The organism is Streptomyces sp. NPDC001156, from assembly GCF_053598275.1.
Genome location: NZ_JBSFJX010000016.1, coordinates 36,988 through 55,072 on the forward strand (window position 1 = coordinate 36,988; position 18,085 = coordinate 55,072).

An 18,085-nucleotide genomic window follows, 5' to 3' on the forward strand; every position below is an offset into this window, starting at 1 on the left:
TTACCCGGTGCGACAACCTTCCATGCCTCTCGAACGTCGGTTCCATTGGGACGGGTGCTGATTGTCACGTCCGCAAAAGGGGGGATCGCCGCCCCTTTGTCTTACCGGGCGGTGTTAGTTTTCTGAGCTGACCTGAGCCAAGCACCTGTGTGACAGCCGAGAAGGAAGCGGAGCACATCGACCGATGGGACGAGCGGAAGAGAGACGAGCGCGGCAGCGCGGTGGCCGCCGCGCGGCGCCCCAGCGCTCGACCAGGGCGACCAGCTCCGCGTCGGTCGGTATGGGCGGTGCGCCGACCACGGGCAGGGCCGCCGCGCGTGGCAGGGCGGGTAAGAAAAAGAGCGGCATACGCAGGCTCTTCACCTGGAAGACCCTGCTCGGCTCGCTGTTCGGCTTCGTGCTGCTGGCCATGGGTGCGTTCGCCCTGCTGTACATGATGACGCCCATCCCCGCGGGGAACGCCGCCGCCAAGCTGCAGAGCAACATCTACAAGTACGGCGACGGCTCGATCCTGGCCCGCACCGGTGACATCAACCGCGAGAACGTCGATCTGGCCGAGGTGCCCAAGGACGTCCAGCACACCTTCGTGGCCGCCGAGAACAAGACCTTCTACCAGGACGCCGGCATCGACCTGAAGGGCACGGCCCGCGGTCTGCTCAACACCGTCTCCGGCAAGGGCGCGCAGGGTGGTTCGACGATCACCCAGCAGTACGTCAAGAACTACTACCTGAACCAGAACCAGACCGTCACGCGGAAGCTGAAGGAACTGGTCATCTCGTTGAAGCTGGACCGCCAGAAGTCCAAGGACTACATCCTGGCGGGCTACATCAACACCAGCTACTACGGCCGCGGCGCCTACGGCATCCAGGCCGCCGCGCAGGCGTACTACCGCAAGGACGCCAAGGACCTCACGGTCGAGGAGGGCGCGTACCTGGCCTCCCTGCTCCAGGCACCGAACCAGTACGACTGGGCGATCGCGAGCGACACCGGCAAGAAGCTGGTGCAGGCGCGCTGGAACTACGTCCTGAACAACATGGTCCAGATGCACTGGCTGGACGCGGGCAAGCGCCAGTCCATGAAGTTCCAGGTACCGAAGGCGCCCAAGGGGGCGCCCGGTATGCAGGGACAGACCGGCTATCTGGTGGACGCGGCCAACGCGGAGCTGGAGAAGCAGCTCGTCGCCCAGGGCACCGCCTCCTCGCTCGGTGACGCCGAGGCCATGGTGAAGGCCGGCGGCTGGACCGTCACGGTCAACATCGACAAGAAGAAGCAGTCCCAGCTGGAGCAGGCCGTCAAGGCACAGTTGACCAGCAAGCTCAACGCGAAGAAGCGCTCCGTGGACGGCGACGTCCAGCCAGGTGCCGTGTCGGTCGACCCGAAGACGGGCCGCGTGCTCGCGATGTACGGCGGCGTCGACTACTTCAAGCACTTCCGCAACAACGCCACGCGCCGTGACTACCAGCCGGCCTCCACCTTCAAGCCGCTGATCCTCGCGGCCGCCCTGGAGAGGCAGGCCAAGACGCAGGACGGCCGGGCGATCACCGCGAACACGATCTACGACGGCACCAGCCGCCGGCCGGTCAAGGGCAGCGCGATCGGCTTCGCTCCGCCGAACGAGGACGACCAGAACTACGGCAACATCACCGTGCAGACAGCGATGAACAAGTCTGTCAACTCGGTCTTCGCGCAGATGGGCGTCGACGTCGGCATGGAGGACGTGCTGAAGGTGGCGGGCCAGCTCGGCCTGGACACCAAGGGCCTGCAGGCGGTGCCCGCGCAGACACTCGGCTCCATGGGCGCGAGCCCGCTCGAGATGGCCGGCGCCTACGCGACCCTCGACAACCACGGCAAGAAGGTCACCCCGGCGATCATCAAGTCGGTGGAGCACAAGGACCGCACGGTCACCCTGCCGGACCCGATCGGCGACCAGGTCATCGACCGTACGGCCGCCGACACGGTCACCTCGGTGCTCACCGGTGTGGTCGACGACGGTACGGCCAAGACGTCCGTCCGGGACAACCCGTCGCGTGACGGCCAGCAGGTCGCGGGCAAGACGGGTACGTCCGACAACAACAAGTCGGCCTGGTTCACCGGGTACACGCCGGATCTGGTCACCTCCGTCGGCCTGTTCGGCGAGAACGCCAAGAACGGCGCCCAGGTCACCCTTTCGGGCGCCACCGGTCTCCTCCCGGCCCCCGGCCGTATCAATGGTGGCGGCTACCCGGCGCAGATCTGGGCCGCGTACACCTTCCAGGCGATGGGCACGGTCAGCAAGTTCGACCTGGACACCACGCAGGGCGCGGCGGTCCAGCCGAGCGAGACGCCCAGCCTCACGCAGTCGCCGACGTCGACCCCGTCGTCCACGCCGACCACGCAGCAGCCGACGACGCAGGCGCCGACGACCACGGCTCCTGCGAGCCCGACGCAGACGCCCACCCAGACGCCGACGACGAACCAGCCGACGGCTCCGCCCACGACACCGCCGGCGACGCCGCAGCTCCCGCTGAATCCGAACGGGTAGCAGAAGCCGGACAAGCAGCAGTAGCGGGAGGGCGCCCGGTGGACCGGCCACCGGGCGCCCTTCGCGTTGTGCTGTCAGCCGCCGTTGACGTTGTGGGCGATGCGGTCGCCGATCTCCTTGTCGATGTTGCGCCAGTACTGCAGCGCGCGGTCCAGCACCGGGCGGCTCACGCCCTGCAGCAGGTGCTTGGTGACATTGGAGACCAGCCGGTCGCGGGCCGCCTCGTCCAGGACCTGGCGGACCATCGTGTGGGCCTGGCCGAAGTCGTCGTCCTCACGGTGCAGCCGATAGGCCTCCCGCACCATCTCGCCCGCCGTGTGCCAGCCGGCCGGGTCGCCGAACTGCTGGACGTCCGCGGCCGGTCCGCCGTAGGAGTTGGGTGCGTACGGCCGCGCGGTGCGCGCGGGCTCGTAGCGCATCGGGCCGTCCTTGGCGTAGGAGTGCACGTCCACGCGCGGCCGGTTGGGCGGCAGCTGGGCGTAGTTGGGGCCGATGCGGTAGCGGTGCGTGTCCGGGTACGAGAAGAGCCGGCCGAGCAGCATCTTGTCCGGCGACGGGCCGATGCCCGGCACCATGTTGGACGGCTCGAACGCGGCCTGCTCGATGTGGATGAAGTAGTCCTCCGGGTTCTTGTTCAGCGTCATCCGGCCGACCTCGATCAGCGGGTAGTCGCCGTGCGGCCACACCTTGGTCAGGTCGAACGGGTTGAACCGGTAGTCCGGCGCGTCGTCGAAGGGCATCACCTGGACGTACATCGTCCAGGACGGGTGATCGCCGCGCTCGATCGCCTCGTACAGATCGCGGCGGTGGACGTCGGCGTCCTTGCCCGCCAATTCGTCGGCCGCCTCCTGGGTGAGGAAGTCGATGCCCTGGTCGGTCTTCATGTGGTACTTGACCCAGAACTTCTCGCCGCCGCCGTTGATCCACATATAGGTGTGGGAGGAGTACCCGTTCATGTTGCGGTACGTCTTCGGGATGCCCCGGTCGCCCATGAGCCACGTCACCATGTGCGCGGACTCGGGGGACAGGGTCCAGAAGTCCCACTGCATGTCGTTGTTGCGCAACCCGGTCACCGGGTGGCGCTTCTGGGAGCGGATGAAGTCCTGGAACTTCTGCGAGTCACGGACGAAGAAGATCGGCGTGTTGTTGCCGACCAGGTCGTAGTTGCCGTGCTGGGTGTAGAACTTCAGCGCGAAACCGCGCGGGTCGCGCCAGGTGTCCGGGGAGCCGAGCTCACCCGCGACGGTGGAGAAACGTGCGAGCATCTCGGTGCGCTTCCCCGGCTGGAGCAGGTCGGCCTTGGTGAACTGGCTGACATCGTTGGTGACTTCGAAGGTTCCGTACGCGCCACTGCCCTTGGCGTGTACCACCCGTTCCGGAACTCGCTCCCGGTTGAACTGGGCCATCTTCTCGATGAGGTAGTGGTCCTGGAGCAGGATCGGGCCGTCGGGGCCGATGGTCAGCGAGTGCTCGTCGCTCTCCACCGGGATGCCCGAGTTGCTGGTGGTGAAAGGAACCGACTGGGGTGCCTGCGTCACGAGCGTCCTCCCGTCGTACAGAGGGGTCGGTCAGGTCGCTTCGCTCACCTCAGCAGTCAACTCCGCCGATGGGATGTCGGCAACTTTTGGACGGGGTCCAGTTTCGGTCCGGTTCTGATTGCCGTACGGGCGCGCCGGCCGCTCAGCCCCGGTTCAGCTCGAACCAGACCACCTTCCCGGTGCTCAGCCGGGTCGCACCCCACCGCCGGGCCAGCCGGTTCACCAGGTAGAGCCCCCGGCCGCCCTCGTCCGTGGCGCGCGCCTGCCTCAGCCGCGGCAGCTGCGGCACGTCGTCGCCGACCTCGCAGCGCAGTACATCGGTACGCAGCAGACGCAGCGTGACCGGCCGTGACGCATAGCGCACGGCATTGGTCACGACCTCGCTCACCAGTAGCTCCACCGAGTCCGTCAGCTCCTCCATGCCCCAGCGCGCCAGCGCACGGCGGGCCAGGCGCCGGGCCCGGCTCGGGGCCGCGTCCTCCGGTTCCAGGTACCAGTAGGCGACATCACTTGGCGCGATCCCGTCGAAACGGGCGGCGAGCAGGGCGATGTCGTCGTCCCGGTCGCCGGGGCCGAGCATGTCGAGCACCTCGTCGCACAGCGCCTCGAGCGGCGGCGGATGATCCGCGCCGGTGAGCTGGGCGGTGGCGGCGAGCTTCTCCCGCAGCTGTTCTATGCCCGTCCACACGTCACGCAGCCGCGACTCGACGAGACCGTCGGTGTACAGCAGAAGGGTCGCCCCGGCCGGGGCGTCCAGCTCGACCGCCTCGAAGTCCACTCCGCCCACGCCGATGGGCGCGCCCGCGGGCACCCGCAGCACCTCGGCCCGGCCGCCCAGATGCAGCAGGACCGGCGGAGGGTGGCCGGCGTTGGCGATGGTGATCCGGTGCGCGACCGGGTCGTACACCGCGTACAGGCAGGTCGCCATGCGGTCGGTGCCCAGTCGCTGGGCCTGCTCGTCGAGGTGGTGCAGCACCTCCTGCGGCGGCAGGTCGAGCCCGGCGAGCGTCTGGGCCGTGGTCCGCAGCTGCCCCATGATCGCCGCGGAGGTCATGGAGTGGCCCATCACGTCGCCCACGACCAGGGCCACCCGGCTGCCGGGCAGCGGAATGGCGTCGTACCAGTCGCCACCCACCCGTGCCGTCTCGGCGGCCGGCAGATAGCGGGACGCGAGCCGGACGCCCGTCGGGTTCGGCAGGGTCTCCGGCAGCATCGTGCGCTGCAGCTCGTCGGCGATGTACGCCTCGCGGCCGTACAGCACCGCCTTGTCGATGCCGAGCGCGCTGTGCGTCGCCAGCTGCGCGGCGACCAGCAGGTCGTCCGCCTCGAACGCCAGGCGCTCCGCGCGGCGCAGGAACAGCACGGCGCCGATGACCCGGCGCCGGCCGCGCAGCGGGGCGAGGATCGCCCGCTGGCCAGGGGGAACCGTGAGGTCGTCGCCCAGCAGTTCGGGCAGCGCGGCGCGGGCGGACGGCGCGTCCGCGAACACCGGCCGTACCCCGCGCAGCACCTCGGCGAGCGCACCTCCGGGCCGCACCTCGCACAGCTCGTTGCTCAGTGCCACGAGGCCAGGGCTCTCCGGCACCGGAACCGGCAGGATCCCGTCCTCCAGGTCCCGCTCCTGCGGGATCCGGTCGGTGCGCCGCAGCCGCAGCACCAGCGGCCCGGTCGGCCGCTCGTCACCCACTGGCAGCGGGTCGCGCAGATAGACCAGGATCGCGTCCGAGAACGTCGGCACAGTGGCCCGGCACAGACCCATCACGATCTCGTCGAGATCGATACCGCGGGCGATCCGCCGGGTCGCGGCGCCCACGAAACGCAGCCGGTCGCCGTCGCGGCGCATGGGCATGGGGCCGTGCGGCGGCGGGGCCTGGCCGGTACGCCGCTCCGTGCCGCCGGGCAGGCCTGCGGCACGGTCCTGTTCGCCGCCGGGCTGGACCGGGATGCCCTCGGGAGCGGGTCGCGGCCGGTGCGTGCCGGGCTCGTCGGCGGCCGGCTGGGAGTGCTCACCGCCGCCCGTCGCGGGCATGGCGGAGGAGGCGCCACCCTGCGGGCCTGACGGTCCGTGCTTCGCGCCTGGCAGTGGACCGGCGGAGGACGCGGACGGCTCGCCGGCCCGGGTCTGTGCGGGCAAGGCCGGGGCGGGGGACACGGGCAGCGGCTCCGGGGTACGCAGGAGCGCCCCGCGGGGGTCCGCGGGGCCGACGCCCTGCTGCGGGCGCTCGTGAGAGGTCGGGTGCTCCGTCACGCGTGTCGAATCCATCCGTCCGGGGCTGCGCGCCGTCCGTGCAGTTCGTCCCGCAGAAATGCCGATACCCGGAATACGTGTCCCAGGAACAGAATTCCGGCGCTGTCACCCGCCGTGCATGACCCACGGGTCGGACGCGCCGTCCCGGTCTGGTCCTCGTACCCCTCGCTCACGTCCTGCCGCCCCTCGGTGACGTTCGGTCAAGCTCAGCACATATTGCGGGAGTTGCTGTGGTGTGCCCTTGCGGAGGACGATCCTACGGTTACACCGCGGGGGCGCGACAAGGGTCTCATGAGGTCACATACGCAGGAGTACGGTCCCAGTCCTCAGGCAGCGACGGAACGGACCAGGACGGATCGGGCCGCCAGTGCTGCCAGCCGTCCGAGAACGGCGCCTGCCAGGTGCGGATCGCCTCCACCGCCGACAACCCCGCCTCCCGCACCCGTTCGGCCAGCCGAGGATTCATCAGGCCGTCCCGCTGGGCCTGCGCGAACTCGTCCTCGTCGCGCCAGCCCCAGCTGTGGTCCGGGTAGACGCAGATGTCCAGGAAGTAGTCCTCCGAGTCGACGCCGCCGGCCCACCGGACCAGCGGCTCCTCCAGGTTCACGTACCAGTTCTTGAACCGCCAGCCCGGCTCCCAGAACAGCCACACCGACCAGGGTTGACCGGGGTGCGCCAGCTTGAGCACCCCGGCACCGAACCAGCGGTCGAGCCGCACCGTCCGCGGCTTGGTGTAGCGGGACTCCAGCGGCTCGGCGTGCAGCGGCGTGCCGTCGGCGAGGACGGGCCGCACGCATTGGGTGCCGGGGGCCATCCACACCGCGAGCAGTTGGCCGTCGTCCCTGACCACGGTGACGGGGCGCACGATGTGGAAGCGTTCACCGGCGTTCTCCCGGTACCGCCAGAGGATGTGCTCTCCCGGCGCCCAGTATGTCGTCGGCCTGCTCGCTTCCACTCGTCTCACCGCTCCGCCGTCTGCCATGCACAGATATTAGGTGCCCCAGGCATACGACGCCGTGGCGCCCGTCATGGTTCGCCACGGGCGGGTGACATGAGGGGCGGTCCTCACGGGTGGGTCATCCGCAGGACGTCGAGTGCCTCGTCGAGCTGCTCCAGCGTGAGGTCGCCGCGCTCCACGTAACCCGATTCCAGGACGACCTGACGGATCGTCTTGCGCTCGGCGAGCGCCTTCTTGGCGACCTTCGCGGCCTCTTCGTACCCGATGTACTTGTTGAGCGGGGTGACGACGGAGGGCGACGACTCGGCGTACTCGCGGGCGCGTTCGGGGTGGGCGACGATGCCGTCCACGGTCCGGTCGGCGAGCAGCCGGGAGACGTTGGCGAGCAGCCGGACCGACTCCAGCACGTTTTTCGCGAGGACCGGCATCATGACGTTGAGCTCGAAGTTGCCGGCCGCGCCGGCGGTGGTGACGGTCGCGTCGTTCCCGATGACCTGCGCGGCGACCATGAGGACGGCCTCGGGAATGACGGGGTTGACCTTGCCGGGCATGATCGAGGATCCCGGCTGCAGATCGGGAAGGGCGATCTCGGCGAGTCCGGTCCTCGGCCCCGAGGCCATCCACCGCAGATCGTTGGCGATCTTCGTCAGGCCGACGGCGATGGTCCTCAGCTGCCCGCTGGCCTCGACGATGCCGTCCCGGGCGCCCTGGGCCTCGAAGTGGTTGCGGGCCTCGGTGAGCGGCAGCCCGGTGGTGCGGGCGACCTCGGCGATGACCGCGGCGGAGAAGCCGGCCGGCGTGTTGATGCCGGTACCGACCGCGGTACCGCCCAGCGGCAGCTCGGCGAGCCGCGGCAGCGAGGCGTTCAGCCGCTCGACGCCGTACCGCACCTGGGCGGCGTAGCCGCCAAACTCCTGGCCCAGGGTCACGGGCGTGGCGTCCATGAGGTGGGTCCGCCCCGCCTTCACTACATCCGCGAACTCGTCGGCCTTGCGTTCGAGAGAGGCCGCGAGGTGCTCGAGGGCGGGGATCAGGTCGCGGCTGACGGCGCCGGTGGCGGCGATGTGGAGGGAGGAGGGGAAGACGTCATTGGACGACTGGGAGGCGTTCACATGGTCGTTGGGGTGCACGTTCCGGCCGAGCCGCTCACTGGCGAGAGTGGCGATGACCTCGTTGGTGTTCATGTTGGACGAGGTGCCGGACCCGGTCTGGAACACGTCCACGGGGAAGTGTTCGTCCCACCGTCCCTCGGCGACCTCGTCGGCGGCCTCCTGGATGGCCTGGGCGACGTCCTTGTCGAGCACCCCCAGCTCCGCGTTGACCTTGGCGGCGGCGCCCTTGATCCGCGCCAGCGCCTCGATGTGCGCACGTTCGATGCGCTGTCCGGAGACGGGGAAGTTCTCCACGGCGCGCTGCGTCTGCGCCCGCCACTTGGCGTCGACGGGTACCTTCACTTCGCCCATGGAGTCGTGCTCGATGCGGTATTCGCTCATACCGGGTACAGCGCGGGGGCGGGTGCGGTTGTTCCGGAGGATGGGCCGAATGGGGGACGGCTCCCGGGCCGGGGAAGCGGCCCCGGGAACGTCGGCTGAGGCGCCGGATCGGCGGGGGGATTTTTGAAGTGGTCGTTCGACTTGTTCGTCCGACGCTCGACCAATTTGTCCGACGTTCGAGCCATTCGGTCCGACGGCGATAACTCGGCCCGCCCGGCGTTCGAGGACGAGGCCGTCGCGTCGCAAGGGGGTCCGGGGCGGAGCCCCGGCAGGGTGCAGAGGCAGAGCCCCTGCGGATGGGGCGGGGGGGCGATGCCTCCCCGCCGCCCCGAAGGCGCTACGCCAGCCCCGGCCCCCGCACCGGAATCGACGTGAACGTCGGCTGCGGTGCCGGGTCCTTGAAGAAGTCGTTGCCCTTGTCGTCCACCACGATGAACGCCGGGAAGTCCTCGACCTCGATCTTCCAGACCGCCTCCATCCCGAGCTCCTCGTACTCGACGACCTCGACCTTCTTGATGCAGTCCTGGGCGAGACGGGCGGCCGGGCCGCCGATCGAGCCGAGGTAGAAGCCGCCGTGCGACGCGCACGCGTCCGTGACCTGCTTGCTCCGGTTGCCCTTCGCCAGCATCACCTTGGAGCCGCCCGCCGCCTGGAACTGCTCCACGTAGGAGTCCATGCGGCCCGCCGTCGTCGGGCCGAAGGAGCCGGACGCGTAGCCCTCGGGCGTCTTGGCCGGGCCGGCGTAGTAGACCGGGTGGTCCTTGAGGTACTGCGGCATCTCCTCGCCGCGGTCCAGCCGCTCCTTGATCTTGGCGTGCGCGATGTCGCGCGCCACGACCAGCGGACCGGACAACGAAAGCCGCGTCTTCACCGGGTACTTGCTCAGCTCCGCGAGGATGTCGTCCATGGGCTGGTTCAGGTCGACGCGCACGACGTCGCCGCCCTGCTCCAAGTGCTCGTCCGTCGTCTCCGGCAGGAACCGCGCCGGGTCCGTCTCCAGCTGCTCCAGGAACACGCCCTCGGCGGTGATCTTCGCCACGGCCTGGCGGTCGGCCGAGCACGAGACCGCGATGGCGACCGGGCAGGACGCCCCGTGCCGGGGGAGGCGGACCACGCGGACGTCGTGGCAGAAGTACTTGCCGCCGAACTGCGCCCCGATCCCGATCTTCTGCGTCAGCTCGAAGACCTTCTCCTCCAGCTCCTTGTCCCGGAAGCCGTGGCCCAGCTCGGAGCCCTCAGAGGGCAGCTCGTCCAGGTAGTGCGCGGAGGCGTACTTGGCGGTCTTGAGCGCGTACTCGGCGCTCGTGCCGCCGACGACGATCGCCAGGTGGTACGGCGGGCAGGCGGCCGTGCCGAGCGAACGGATCTTCTCCTCCAGGAACTTCATCATGGAGGCCTCGTTCAGGACGGCCTTCGTCTCCTGGTAGAGGAAGGACTTGTTGGCGCTGCCGCCGCCCTTCGCCATGAACAGGAACTTGTAGGCGCCGCCGTCCGTCGCGTAGAGCTCGATCTGCGCCGGCAGGTTCGAGCCGGTGTTCTTCTCCTCCCACATGGTGAGCGGAGCCATCTGCGAGTAGCGCAGGTTCAGCTTGGTGTACGCGTCGTAGATGCCATGGGAGAGCGCCTTCTCGTCCCCGCCCTCGGTGAGGACGTTCTGGCCGCGCTTGCCCATGACGATCGCCGTACCGGTGTCCTGGCACATGGGGAGCACGCCCGCCGCCGCGATGTTCGCGTTCTTCAGCAGGTCCAGCGCGACGAACTTGTCGTTCGCCGAGGCCTCCGGGTCGTCGATGATGCGCCGCAGCTGGGCGAGGTGCGCGGGACGGAGGTAGTGCTGGATGTCGTGGATCGCCTCTTCGGCGAGCTTGCGCAGCGCCTCTGGCTCGACCTTGAGGAACGTACGCCCGTCGGCCTCGAAGGTGGAGACACCCTCGGAGGTCACCAGCCTGTAGGGGGTGGTGTCCTCTCCTGTCGGGAGCAGATCGGTGTACGCGAACTCAGGCATCTCGCCCATTCCTCACTAGACAGGCCGTCATTTCCTGGCTCGTCGACCTCCGGGGCGCGACATGCTGTGCCGGGGGCCGATCGTGCTCGGTCTCCCCGCACAGGCGCGCCCCTTCGGCTCACTCGCCGGGGCTGGCCTCCGTTGGCAGCGTCCACCAGCGTAGAACCTGGCGCCGACGGCGAGCCTGTGAGGTAGGGCTCAGTCGGGCGCGCTCGAGCACCCGGTCCTGGCGCGCGGTTTTCCACAGTCCGGATCCGGGGGGTAGTCGCGATCTATCGCGTTTCGGTACGCTGCTGCCGTGGACCTTCACAAGAGCCCCGTTCTGACGGACCGGCAGCCCGTGCCCCCGGCCGAGCTGCGCTGCTCCGACGCCGACCGTGACCGCATCGCCGACATCCTGCGCGACGCCCTGGCCGAGGGCCGTCTCACGGCGGAGGAGCACGCCGAGCGCGTCGAGGGCGTGCTCAACGCCAAGACGGTCGGCGAGCTGGACCGATTCGTCCGGGATCTGCCCGCGGCCCATTCGCACCGTGTCGCCGCGGCGGACTCGCCGGCGCCGGGCCGCCCCACCCCGGGCGCGATCCCGGTCGAGCCTGACGAGAACGTGGTGGCGGTCTTCAGCTCCGCCATGCGCAGGGGCCGCTGGCGCCCCGGCCGCCGTACGCACGCGTACGCGATCTTCGGCAGCGTCGAGATCGACCTGAGCGAGGCCATCTTCGAGTACCAGCAGATCGTGATCAAGGCGGTCTCGGTCTTCGGTGACGTCCAGATCCGCGTCCCGGAGAACGTCTCGCTGCGCGGCACCGGTGGCGGTGTGCTCGGCAACTTCGAGGTGAGCCCGCTGGATTCGGCGGACCAGGAAGCGCCCGTCGTCTACGTGGACGGCCTGGCCGTCCTCGGGAACGTCGAAGCCCGGCCGAAGCGGGGCAAGCGGGTGGCCGACATTCTCGACCGTGTCTCGGACAAGGTCGACCGCGCTTTGCGCAAACATCTGGACCGTTGACGCTTGTGAATCCTGTCGCATCCGAAGCGAAAGGGTCCGGTTGGAGCGGCGTCGGCACTCCCTGGGTGCCCGGCGGCCGGGGACGCAGTGCATAGGCGCGCGCACAGCGGGTAGGCCTTGCTGCATCGTCTCTCGCTCGCGAAGCCGTCGTCAGGAGTAGACCGTGCTGCAACCGCCGCATTCGTCCCTGCAGGTCGCTGACGTTCCGCACCAGCGGGTGCCAGTGCGCGACAGGGATCAGGACGCCCCGTGGCCCACGGAGGCGGTGTGCCGGCGCGACGAGGCTGGCCTGTTCTTCGCGCCCTCCAAGGAACCCACCGCGGCCCGGCTGTCCCGTGAGGAGGCGGCGAAGCGGGTCTGTGGGCGCTGCCCGGTGATGGTGGAGTGCCGGGAGCACGCGCTGCTCCAGCCCGAGCCGTACGGGGTCTGGGGCGGCCTCACGGCCGCCGAGCGCCGTGTGGTGCTCGCCCGGCGCCGGCGCCGGGAGATGGAGCTCAAGAAGGCCGCGCGGGGGACGATAGCCGCGGCCGGCTGACGGGACCCACGAGAAGGGCGCCCTCTCCGCACAGAGGGCGCCCCGGGGTTCCGGTGACCGGGCCGAGGGGCTGACGCCCCGAGGCGGACCGGTCTCCGGCTACTTGGCTCGGTCGAAGTCGATCGCGCTGTATGCACGCAGCTTGCTCAGCCGGTGCACGGACTCGATCCGGCGGACAGTGCCGGACTTGGAGCGCATCACGATCGAGGCCGTGGTGGCGGTCTCGGAGCGGTAGCGCACCCCGCGCAGCAGTTCGCCGTCGGTGATGCCGGTGGCGACGAAGAAGACGTTCTCGCCGGAGACGAGGTCGTCCGTGGTCAGCACCCGGTCGAGGTCGTGGCCCGCGTCGATGGCCCGCTGTCGCTCCTCGTCGTCCTTGGGCCACAGCTTGCCCTGGATGGTGCCGCCGAGGCACTTCACGGCGCAGGCGGAGATGATGCCCTCGGGCGTGCCGCCGACGCCGAGCAACAGATCGATGCCGGTGTTCTCGCTCAGTGCCAGGATCGAACCGGCCACGTCGCCGTCCGAGATCAGCTTGATGCGCGCGCCGGTCTCCCGGACCTCGTTGATGAGGTCCTCGTGGCGCGGCCGGTCGAGGATGACGACGGTGACGTCCTCGGGCGTGGACCGCTTGGCCTTGGCGACCCGGCGGATATTGACCGAGACGGGCGCGTCGATGTCGACGAAGTCGGCGGCCTCGGGGCCGGTGACCAGCTTGTCCATGTAGAAGACGGCGGACGGGTCGAACATCGTGCCGCGGTCGGCGGCGGCCAGTACCGCGATGGCGTTCGGCATGCCCTTGGCGGTGAGCGTGGTGCCGTCGATCGGGTCGACGGCGATGTCGCACTCGGGCCCGGTCCCGTCGCCGATCCGCTCTCCGTTGAAGAGCATCGGCGCCTCGTCCTTCTCTCCTTCGCCGATGACGACGACGCCGTTCATCGACACGGTGGAGACGAGGCTTCGCATGGCGCGCACGGCGGCACCGTCGGCGCCGTTCTTGTCACCGCGGCCGACCCAGCGGCCCGCGGCCATGGCGGCGGCTTCGGTGACCCGGACGAGTTCCAGGGCGAGGTTCCGGTCCGGTGCCTCGGAGGGAACTTCGAGTTCGGACGGCAGATGATGATTCTCGGTCATCGGAGCGCACCTTTCTGATACGACGACGGCCGGATGAGGGTGGTGCCCAAGACTCTATCGCCGAGCAGACAAAATGAGCAGGGGGCCCCACGGATGAGCGGAGGCTCGCACCTGCGACGATAGCGGGGTGGCAGGTACGAAAGGCAAGCAGAAGACGGTCCGGGACATGATCCTCTCCCTGGGCCTGATCGGTCTGATGGCGGGCGTGATCTACCTCTTCATCCCGCACGACGACCACGCTCCCGATCTCAAGCGGGTGGACTACCGCGTCGAGCTGCTCACGGCGCGCCGGGCCGCAAGCTACCCGGTGGCGGCGCCCGAAGGCCTGCCCGACACCTGGAAGGCCACCTCGGTGCGCTTCCAGGGTGACGAGTCCGATGCGTGGCACCTCGGCTTCCAGGACCCCGCCGGACAGTACGTGGCGATCGAGCAGTCGACTCAGAAGCCGTCCGCGTTCATCGACGAGGCGAGCCAGGGCGCGCACGAGACGAAGGCCACCCAGGAGATCGGCGGCCGTGTCTGGCAGCGCTACACGGGTGGCCGTTACGACGCGCTCGTGCTCAAGGACAAGGGCTCCACGACCGTGGTGGCCGGCACGGCGTCGTTCGCCCAGCTGGCGAAGATGGCGCAGGCGCTGCGGACGCAGTGACACGGGCCCGGGTCGGCCGTCATGAATGTGCCGTGCGACGACCCGGATCACGTGAGCCGACCGGCTCAGAAGCGAGGGCCGGCTCAGGAGAGCCGACCGGTCCACGGGAAAGGCCCCCGGCGTCATTGGCGGGGGCCTTTCCCATGGGTCGCGCCAGATGGACCCAGATCCCTGGCGCGGCCTTGAGGGCGGCAACGAGGGGCACGCTGCCCACCCTCGCCGAGCCAATGCCGAAGACGACGTCCTGAGCCGCGAGGCCCGCCGTGATCTGGCTGGTTCGGCCGACTGCATCGACAGTAGGCCCAGGAGGTTCAATCTTCAACTAAAGCGGGCTCGCGGTGATCGGCTTCACACCCCGGAAGGGATGGCGAAGCGGCATCGGCTTCCCTGTCTCAAGGGTGCGAGACCGCACGGACGACAGCCCACCGGCGGCGCCCGCCACAGAGGCCCGCCTCCGGCTCACGCGCGTCGAGTGCTGAGGCCCGCCACCGGCGTCCGCCACGGCTCACGCGCGTCCGATGCCGACGCCCGCCGCCGGATCAGTCGGAACCCGCGGCGCCCGCGCCCTCCTCGTCCTCCTGCTCCTCGGCGAGCGCGGCGTCGAGACGCTTGCGGGCCCCCTCCAGCCACGTCCGGCACACCTTGGCCAGCCGCTCACCGCGTTCCCACAGCGCGAGGGACTCCTCGAGGGTCGTGCCCCCGGCCTCCAGACGCCGTACGACCTCGATCAACTCGTCCCGCGCCTGCTCGTACCCGAGTGCCTCGTCCGTCTTGCTGGTCATGCGCCCACCCTAAGATCCCTGGTTGTCGGCCCGTACCGTGAACTCGCCCTCGGCGACCCGCGCTCGCAGCGCCTCACCCGGCGCCACCTCCTCCGGCCCCCGCACCACGTGCCCGTCGGCCCTCTGGAGCACGGCATACCCCCGCTGCAGCGTCGCGGCCGGCGAGAGGGCCACCACCCGCGCGTGCGTGTGGGTGAGCTCCGACTCGGCACGGTCGAGCAGATGGCGGAGCGTACGGCGGCTGCGGTCAACCAGCGAGGTGATCTGCTCGGCCCGCTCGTCGACCATCCGGTGTGGATCCTCTATGCAGGGCCGCGCCAGCGCGTGCGCGAGCCCCCGCTCCTCGCGTTCGACGAGCGACAGCACACACCGCCGGGCCCGGTCCCGCAGCATCTGGACGCGCTGCAACTCCTCGCCGACGTCCGGCACGACCTTCTTGGCCGCGTCGGTCGGAGTGGAGGCCCGCAGGTCCGCGACGTAGTCGAGCAGCGGATTGTCCGGTTCGTGCCCGATGGCCGAGACGACGGGCGTACGGCATCCCGCCACCGCCCGTACGAGCTGCTCGTCGGAGAACGGCAGCAGGTCCTCCACGCTGCCGCCGCCGCGCGCCACGATGATCACATCCACGTCGTCCAGCGCGTCCAGTTCCTTCACGGCCTGCACGACCTGGGGCACCGCGTGCACGCCCTGCACGGCGACGTTGCGCACCTCGAAGCGGACGGCGGGCCAGCGGTGGCGCGCATTCTCCAACACGTCGCGCTCGGCCGCCGAGGCCCGGCCGCAGACGAGTCCGACGAGCTGCGGCAGGAAGGGCAGCGGTTTCTTGCGGTCGGCGGCGAACAGCCCCTCGGCCGCGAGCGACTTCTTCAGCTGTTCGAGCCGCGCGAGCAGTTCGCCGACGCCCACCGGCCGTATCTCGGCGGCGCGCAGGGAGAGCTGGCCGCGCGGGGCGTACCACTCCGGCTTGGCATGGACGACGACCCGGGCGCCCTCGCTCACGACGTCGGCGACGGCGTCGAACACCTGGCGGTAGCAGGTGACCCCGACGGAGATGTCGTACGACGGATCGCGCAGCGTCAGAAAGACGACGCCGGCCCCGGGGCGCCGCGACAGCTGCGTGATCTGCCCCTCGACCCACACGGCCCCGAGCCGGTCGATCCATCCGCCGATGAGCCGCGACACCTCACCGACGGGCATCGGTGACTCCGCGGACGTGTTGACAGCCATGCGCCGAGCGTAACGGCCGGGACCGACATCGCCGCTCCGCGCGACCGACCCCCCGGCCTGCCTGCGCGCCCCGCGCGTCCCAGGCGCCTCGCGGTCCCCGATGAGCCCCACGACTGTTCCGGATCGTCACCCGCTCTCCCCCTGGGAGGCGATCTACGACCCGGGACACGGCCTTACGATGGTTCGCATGACTGCTTCGCCTGGCCGCCGTGTTCTGCTCGCCGCCCCCAGGGGCTACTGCGCGGGTGTCGACCGTGCCGTCATCGCCGTCGAGAAGGCCCTGGAGCAGTACGGGGCCCCGATCTACGTGCGCCATGAGATCGTCCACAACAAGTACGTCGTGCAGACCCTGGAGAAGAAGGGCGCCATCTTCGTCGAGCGGACGGAGGAGGTCCCGCCGGGGAACATCGTCATGTTCTCCGCGCATGGTGTCGCGCCCACGGTCCACGAAGAGGCCAAGCAGGGCCGGCTCGCCACCATCGACGCGACCTGCCCGCTGGTCACCAAGGTCCACAAGGAAGCCGTCCGCTTCGCCAATGAGGACTTCGACATCCTCCTGATCGGGCACGAGGGCCACGAAGAGGTCATCGGCACGTCCGGTGAGGCCCCCGACCACATCCAGCTCGTCGACGGCCCCGAGGACGTCGCCAAGGTCGAGGTCCGCGACCCGTCGAAGGTCGTGTGGCTCTCCCAGACGACCCTCTCGGTCGACGAGACGATGGAGACCGTCGACGCCCTCAAGGAGAAGTTCCCCCAGCTGATCTCCCCGCCCAGCGACGACATCTGCTACGCGACGCAGAACCGCCAGCTGGCGGTGAAGCAGATGGGCGCCGAGGCGGACCTGGTCATCGTGGTCGGCTCCCGGAACTCCTCGAACTCCAAGCGGCTGGTCGAGGTCGCCAAGCTCGCCGGCGCGCGCGAGGCCTACCTCGTGGACTTCGCCGACGAGATCGACGAGGCCTGGCTGGAGGGTGTGACGACCGTCGGCGTGACCTCGGGCGCCTCCGTCCCGGATGTCCTGGTCGAGCAGGTTCTGGAGTGGCTCGCGGGGCGCGGCTTCGAGGACGTCGAGATCGTCAAGGCGGCCGAGGAGTCCATTACTTTCTCGCTGCCCAAGGAACTGCGCCGCGACCTGCGCGAGGAGGCGGCGACGCTGATCGCGGAGCGTACTTCGGAGAGCTGACGGGTCCGCCTCCGTCACGGCGTCGGCAAGAGGGTTGCCGGTCCGACGCCGTACCGTGGTGACCATGAAGATCTTCGGTGTGGACATCGGCGGATCCGGTATCAAGGGCGCACCCGTGGACCTGGAGCGGGGCGATCTGACGGAGGAGCGCTTCAAGGTGCTCACTCCCCATCCGGCGACGCCCGACCTCGTGGCCGACGGCGTGAAGGAGGTCGTCGGCCACTTCGGCTGGACCGGCCCCGTCGGCATAACGTTCCCCGGCGTCGTCAGCGACGGTTCCACGATCCTTACGGCGGCCAACGTCGACAAGGGCTGGATCGGCACGGACGCGCGCGCCCTGCTCAGCGGGCGGCTGGACGGGCTCCCGGTCACCCTGCTGAACGACGCGGACGCGGCGGGCGTCGCCGAGATGCAGTTCGGCGCCGGCCGTGACCGTCGGGGCACGGTCATCATGCTGACGTTCGGCACGGGCATCGGCAGCGCCCTGTTCGTCGACGGCACTCTCGTCCCGAACACGGAGCTGGGCCACCTGGAGCTGAGCGGCCACGACGCGGAGAAGCGCGCGTCCACCAAGGCCAAGGAGGACCACGACCTGACGTGGGAGCACTGGGCCCGCCGGGTGCAGAAGTACCTCGCCCATGTGGAGATGCTGTTCTCCCCGGAGTTGTTCATCGTCGGCGGGGGCGTGAGCCGCAAGTCCGAGAAGTTTCTGCCCCTGATCCAGGACGTCAGAGCCGAGATCGTCCCTGCCCAGTTGCAGAACAACGCCGGGATCGTGGGCGCCGCGATGAGGGCCGCCGAGGCGTAGG

The 18,085-nt window shown here is 69.7% G+C and carries 14 protein-coding genes; 6 read left to right on the top strand and 8 right to left on the bottom strand.

Annotated features, from left to right (window positions below; translation table 11 throughout):
• The first annotated feature begins 184 nt into the window (after positions 1 to 184).
• The gene (locus tag ACWDA7_RS11355) at positions 185 to 2,521 is read left to right on the top strand and encodes a transglycosylase domain-containing protein (RefSeq protein WP_450603877.1); all 2,337 of its coding nucleotides are present in this window, start codon (positions 185 to 187) and stop codon (positions 2,519 to 2,521) included.
• Positions 2,522 to 2,595: 74 nt separating this feature from the next.
• Here the strand turns inward: ACWDA7_RS11355 and ACWDA7_RS11360 are convergent, their stop codons facing one another.
• The 5 genes from ACWDA7_RS11360 to ACWDA7_RS11380 all read right to left on the bottom strand — a co-directional run bounded on the left by ACWDA7_RS11360 (position 2,596) and on the right by ACWDA7_RS11380 (position 10,763).
• On the bottom strand, positions 2,596 to 4,059 hold the full coding sequence (locus tag ACWDA7_RS11360) for a catalase (RefSeq protein ID WP_359392136.1): 1,464 nt from the start codon (positions 4,057 to 4,059) through the stop codon (positions 2,596 to 2,598).
• Between the two features lie 142 nt (positions 4,060 to 4,201).
• Positions 4,202 to 6,322 (bottom strand): SpoIIE family protein phosphatase, encoded by a 2,121-nt coding sequence (locus ACWDA7_RS11365; RefSeq protein WP_450603879.1) that lies wholly within the window; start codon positions 6,320 to 6,322, stop codon positions 4,202 to 4,204.
• Positions 6,323 to 6,596: 274 nt separating this feature from the next.
• The gene (gene fomD, locus ACWDA7_RS11370) at positions 6,597 to 7,289 is read right to left on the bottom strand and encodes a cytidylyl-2-hydroxypropylphosphonate hydrolase (RefSeq protein ID WP_450603880.1); all 693 of its coding nucleotides are present in this window, start codon (positions 7,287 to 7,289) and stop codon (positions 6,597 to 6,599) included.
• A gap of 83 nt (positions 7,290 to 7,372) precedes the next feature.
• On the bottom strand, positions 7,373 to 8,758 hold the full coding sequence (locus ACWDA7_RS11375) for a class II fumarate hydratase (protein ID WP_450603881.1): 1,386 nt from the start codon (positions 8,756 to 8,758) through the stop codon (positions 7,373 to 7,375).
• Positions 8,759 to 9,095: 337 nt separating this feature from the next.
• Positions 9,096 to 10,763: a fumarate hydratase gene (locus ACWDA7_RS11380; RefSeq protein ID WP_450603882.1), complete on the bottom strand. Its 1,668-nt coding sequence runs from the start codon at positions 10,761 to 10,763 to the stop codon at positions 9,096 to 9,098.
• Positions 10,764 to 11,061: 298 nt separating this feature from the next.
• Between ACWDA7_RS11380 and ACWDA7_RS11385 the strand changes: the two genes are divergently transcribed.
• Together ACWDA7_RS11385 and ACWDA7_RS11390 are read left to right on the top strand one after the other, a co-directional pair.
• A complete protein-coding gene (locus tag ACWDA7_RS11385; RefSeq protein WP_450603883.1) occupies positions 11,062 to 11,766 on the top strand; it encodes a DUF1707 SHOCT-like domain-containing protein in 705 nt (234 codons plus the stop codon).
• A gap of 163 nt (positions 11,767 to 11,929) precedes the next feature.
• Positions 11,930 to 12,301 (top strand): WhiB family transcriptional regulator, encoded by a 372-nt coding sequence (locus ACWDA7_RS11390; RefSeq protein WP_450603884.1) that lies wholly within the window; start codon positions 11,930 to 11,932, stop codon positions 12,299 to 12,301.
• Positions 12,302 to 12,400: 99 nt separating this feature from the next.
• Here the strand turns inward: ACWDA7_RS11390 and glpX are convergent, their stop codons facing one another.
• On the bottom strand, positions 12,401 to 13,435 hold the full coding sequence (gene glpX, locus ACWDA7_RS11395; RefSeq protein WP_450603886.1) for a class II fructose-bisphosphatase: 1,035 nt from the start codon (positions 13,433 to 13,435) through the stop codon (positions 12,401 to 12,403).
• Between the two features lie 127 nt (positions 13,436 to 13,562).
• Here glpX and ACWDA7_RS11400 point away from each other — a divergent pair, with 127 nt between their 5' ends.
• A complete protein-coding gene (locus ACWDA7_RS11400) occupies positions 13,563 to 14,084 on the top strand; it encodes a DUF4245 domain-containing protein (protein ID WP_450603887.1) in 522 nt (173 codons plus the stop codon).
• A gap of 539 nt (positions 14,085 to 14,623) precedes the next feature.
• Here ACWDA7_RS11400 and ACWDA7_RS11405 read toward each other — a convergent pair.
• Together ACWDA7_RS11405 and xseA are read right to left on the bottom strand one after the other, a co-directional pair.
• On the bottom strand, positions 14,624 to 14,866 hold the full coding sequence (locus ACWDA7_RS11405; RefSeq protein ID WP_450603888.1) for an exodeoxyribonuclease VII small subunit: 243 nt from the start codon (positions 14,864 to 14,866) through the stop codon (positions 14,624 to 14,626).
• Positions 14,867 to 14,875: 9 nt separating this feature from the next.
• A complete protein-coding gene (xseA, locus tag ACWDA7_RS11410; RefSeq protein ID WP_450603889.1) occupies positions 14,876 to 16,093 on the bottom strand; it encodes an exodeoxyribonuclease VII large subunit in 1,218 nt (405 codons plus the stop codon).
• A 178-nt stretch (positions 16,094 to 16,271) separates the two neighbouring features.
• Between xseA and ACWDA7_RS11415 the strand changes: the two genes are divergently transcribed.
• Both ACWDA7_RS11415 and ppgK read left to right on the top strand, forming a co-directional pair.
• Positions 16,272 to 17,276 carry a 4-hydroxy-3-methylbut-2-enyl diphosphate reductase gene (locus ACWDA7_RS11415; RefSeq protein WP_450603890.1) on the top strand — a complete coding sequence of 335 codons (1,005 nt, stop codon included), beginning with the start codon at positions 16,272 to 16,274 and terminating at the stop codon, positions 17,274 to 17,276.
• A gap of 64 nt (positions 17,277 to 17,340) precedes the next feature.
• A complete protein-coding gene (gene ppgK / locus ACWDA7_RS11420; protein WP_450603891.1) occupies positions 17,341 to 18,084 on the top strand; it encodes a polyphosphate--glucose phosphotransferase in 744 nt (247 codons plus the stop codon).
• Position 18,085: the final 1 nt, after the last annotated feature.

Coding starts and splice junctions, on each gene's coding strand:
- xseA (WP_450603889.1), bottom strand. CDS start 16,093: ATGGCTGTCAACACGTCCGCGGAGTCACCGATGCCCGTCGGTGAGGTG.
- ACWDA7_RS11405 (WP_450603888.1), bottom strand. CDS start 14,866: ATGACCAGCAAGACGGACGAGGCACTCGGGTACGAGCAGGCGCGGGAC.
- ACWDA7_RS11365 (WP_450603879.1), bottom strand. CDS start 6,322: ATGGATTCGACACGCGTGACGGAGCACCCGACCTCTCACGAGCGCCCG.
- ACWDA7_RS11355 (WP_450603877.1), top strand. CDS start 185: ATGGGACGAGCGGAAGAGAGACGAGCGCGGCAGCGCGGTGGCCGCCGC.
- ppgK (WP_450603891.1), top strand. CDS start 17,341: ATGAAGATCTTCGGTGTGGACATCGGCGGATCCGGTATCAAGGGCGCA.
- ACWDA7_RS11380 (WP_450603882.1), bottom strand. CDS start 10,763: ATGCCTGAGTTCGCGTACACCGATCTGCTCCCGACAGGAGAGGACACC.
- fomD (WP_450603880.1), bottom strand. CDS start 7,289: ATGGCAGACGGCGGAGCGGTGAGACGAGTGGAAGCGAGCAGGCCGACG.
- ACWDA7_RS11415 (WP_450603890.1), top strand. CDS start 16,272: ATGGTTCGCATGACTGCTTCGCCTGGCCGCCGTGTTCTGCTCGCCGCC.
- glpX (WP_450603886.1), bottom strand. CDS start 13,435: ATGACCGAGAATCATCATCTGCCGTCCGAACTCGAAGTTCCCTCCGAG.
- ACWDA7_RS11375 (WP_450603881.1), bottom strand. CDS start 8,758: ATGAGCGAATACCGCATCGAGCACGACTCCATGGGCGAAGTGAAGGTA.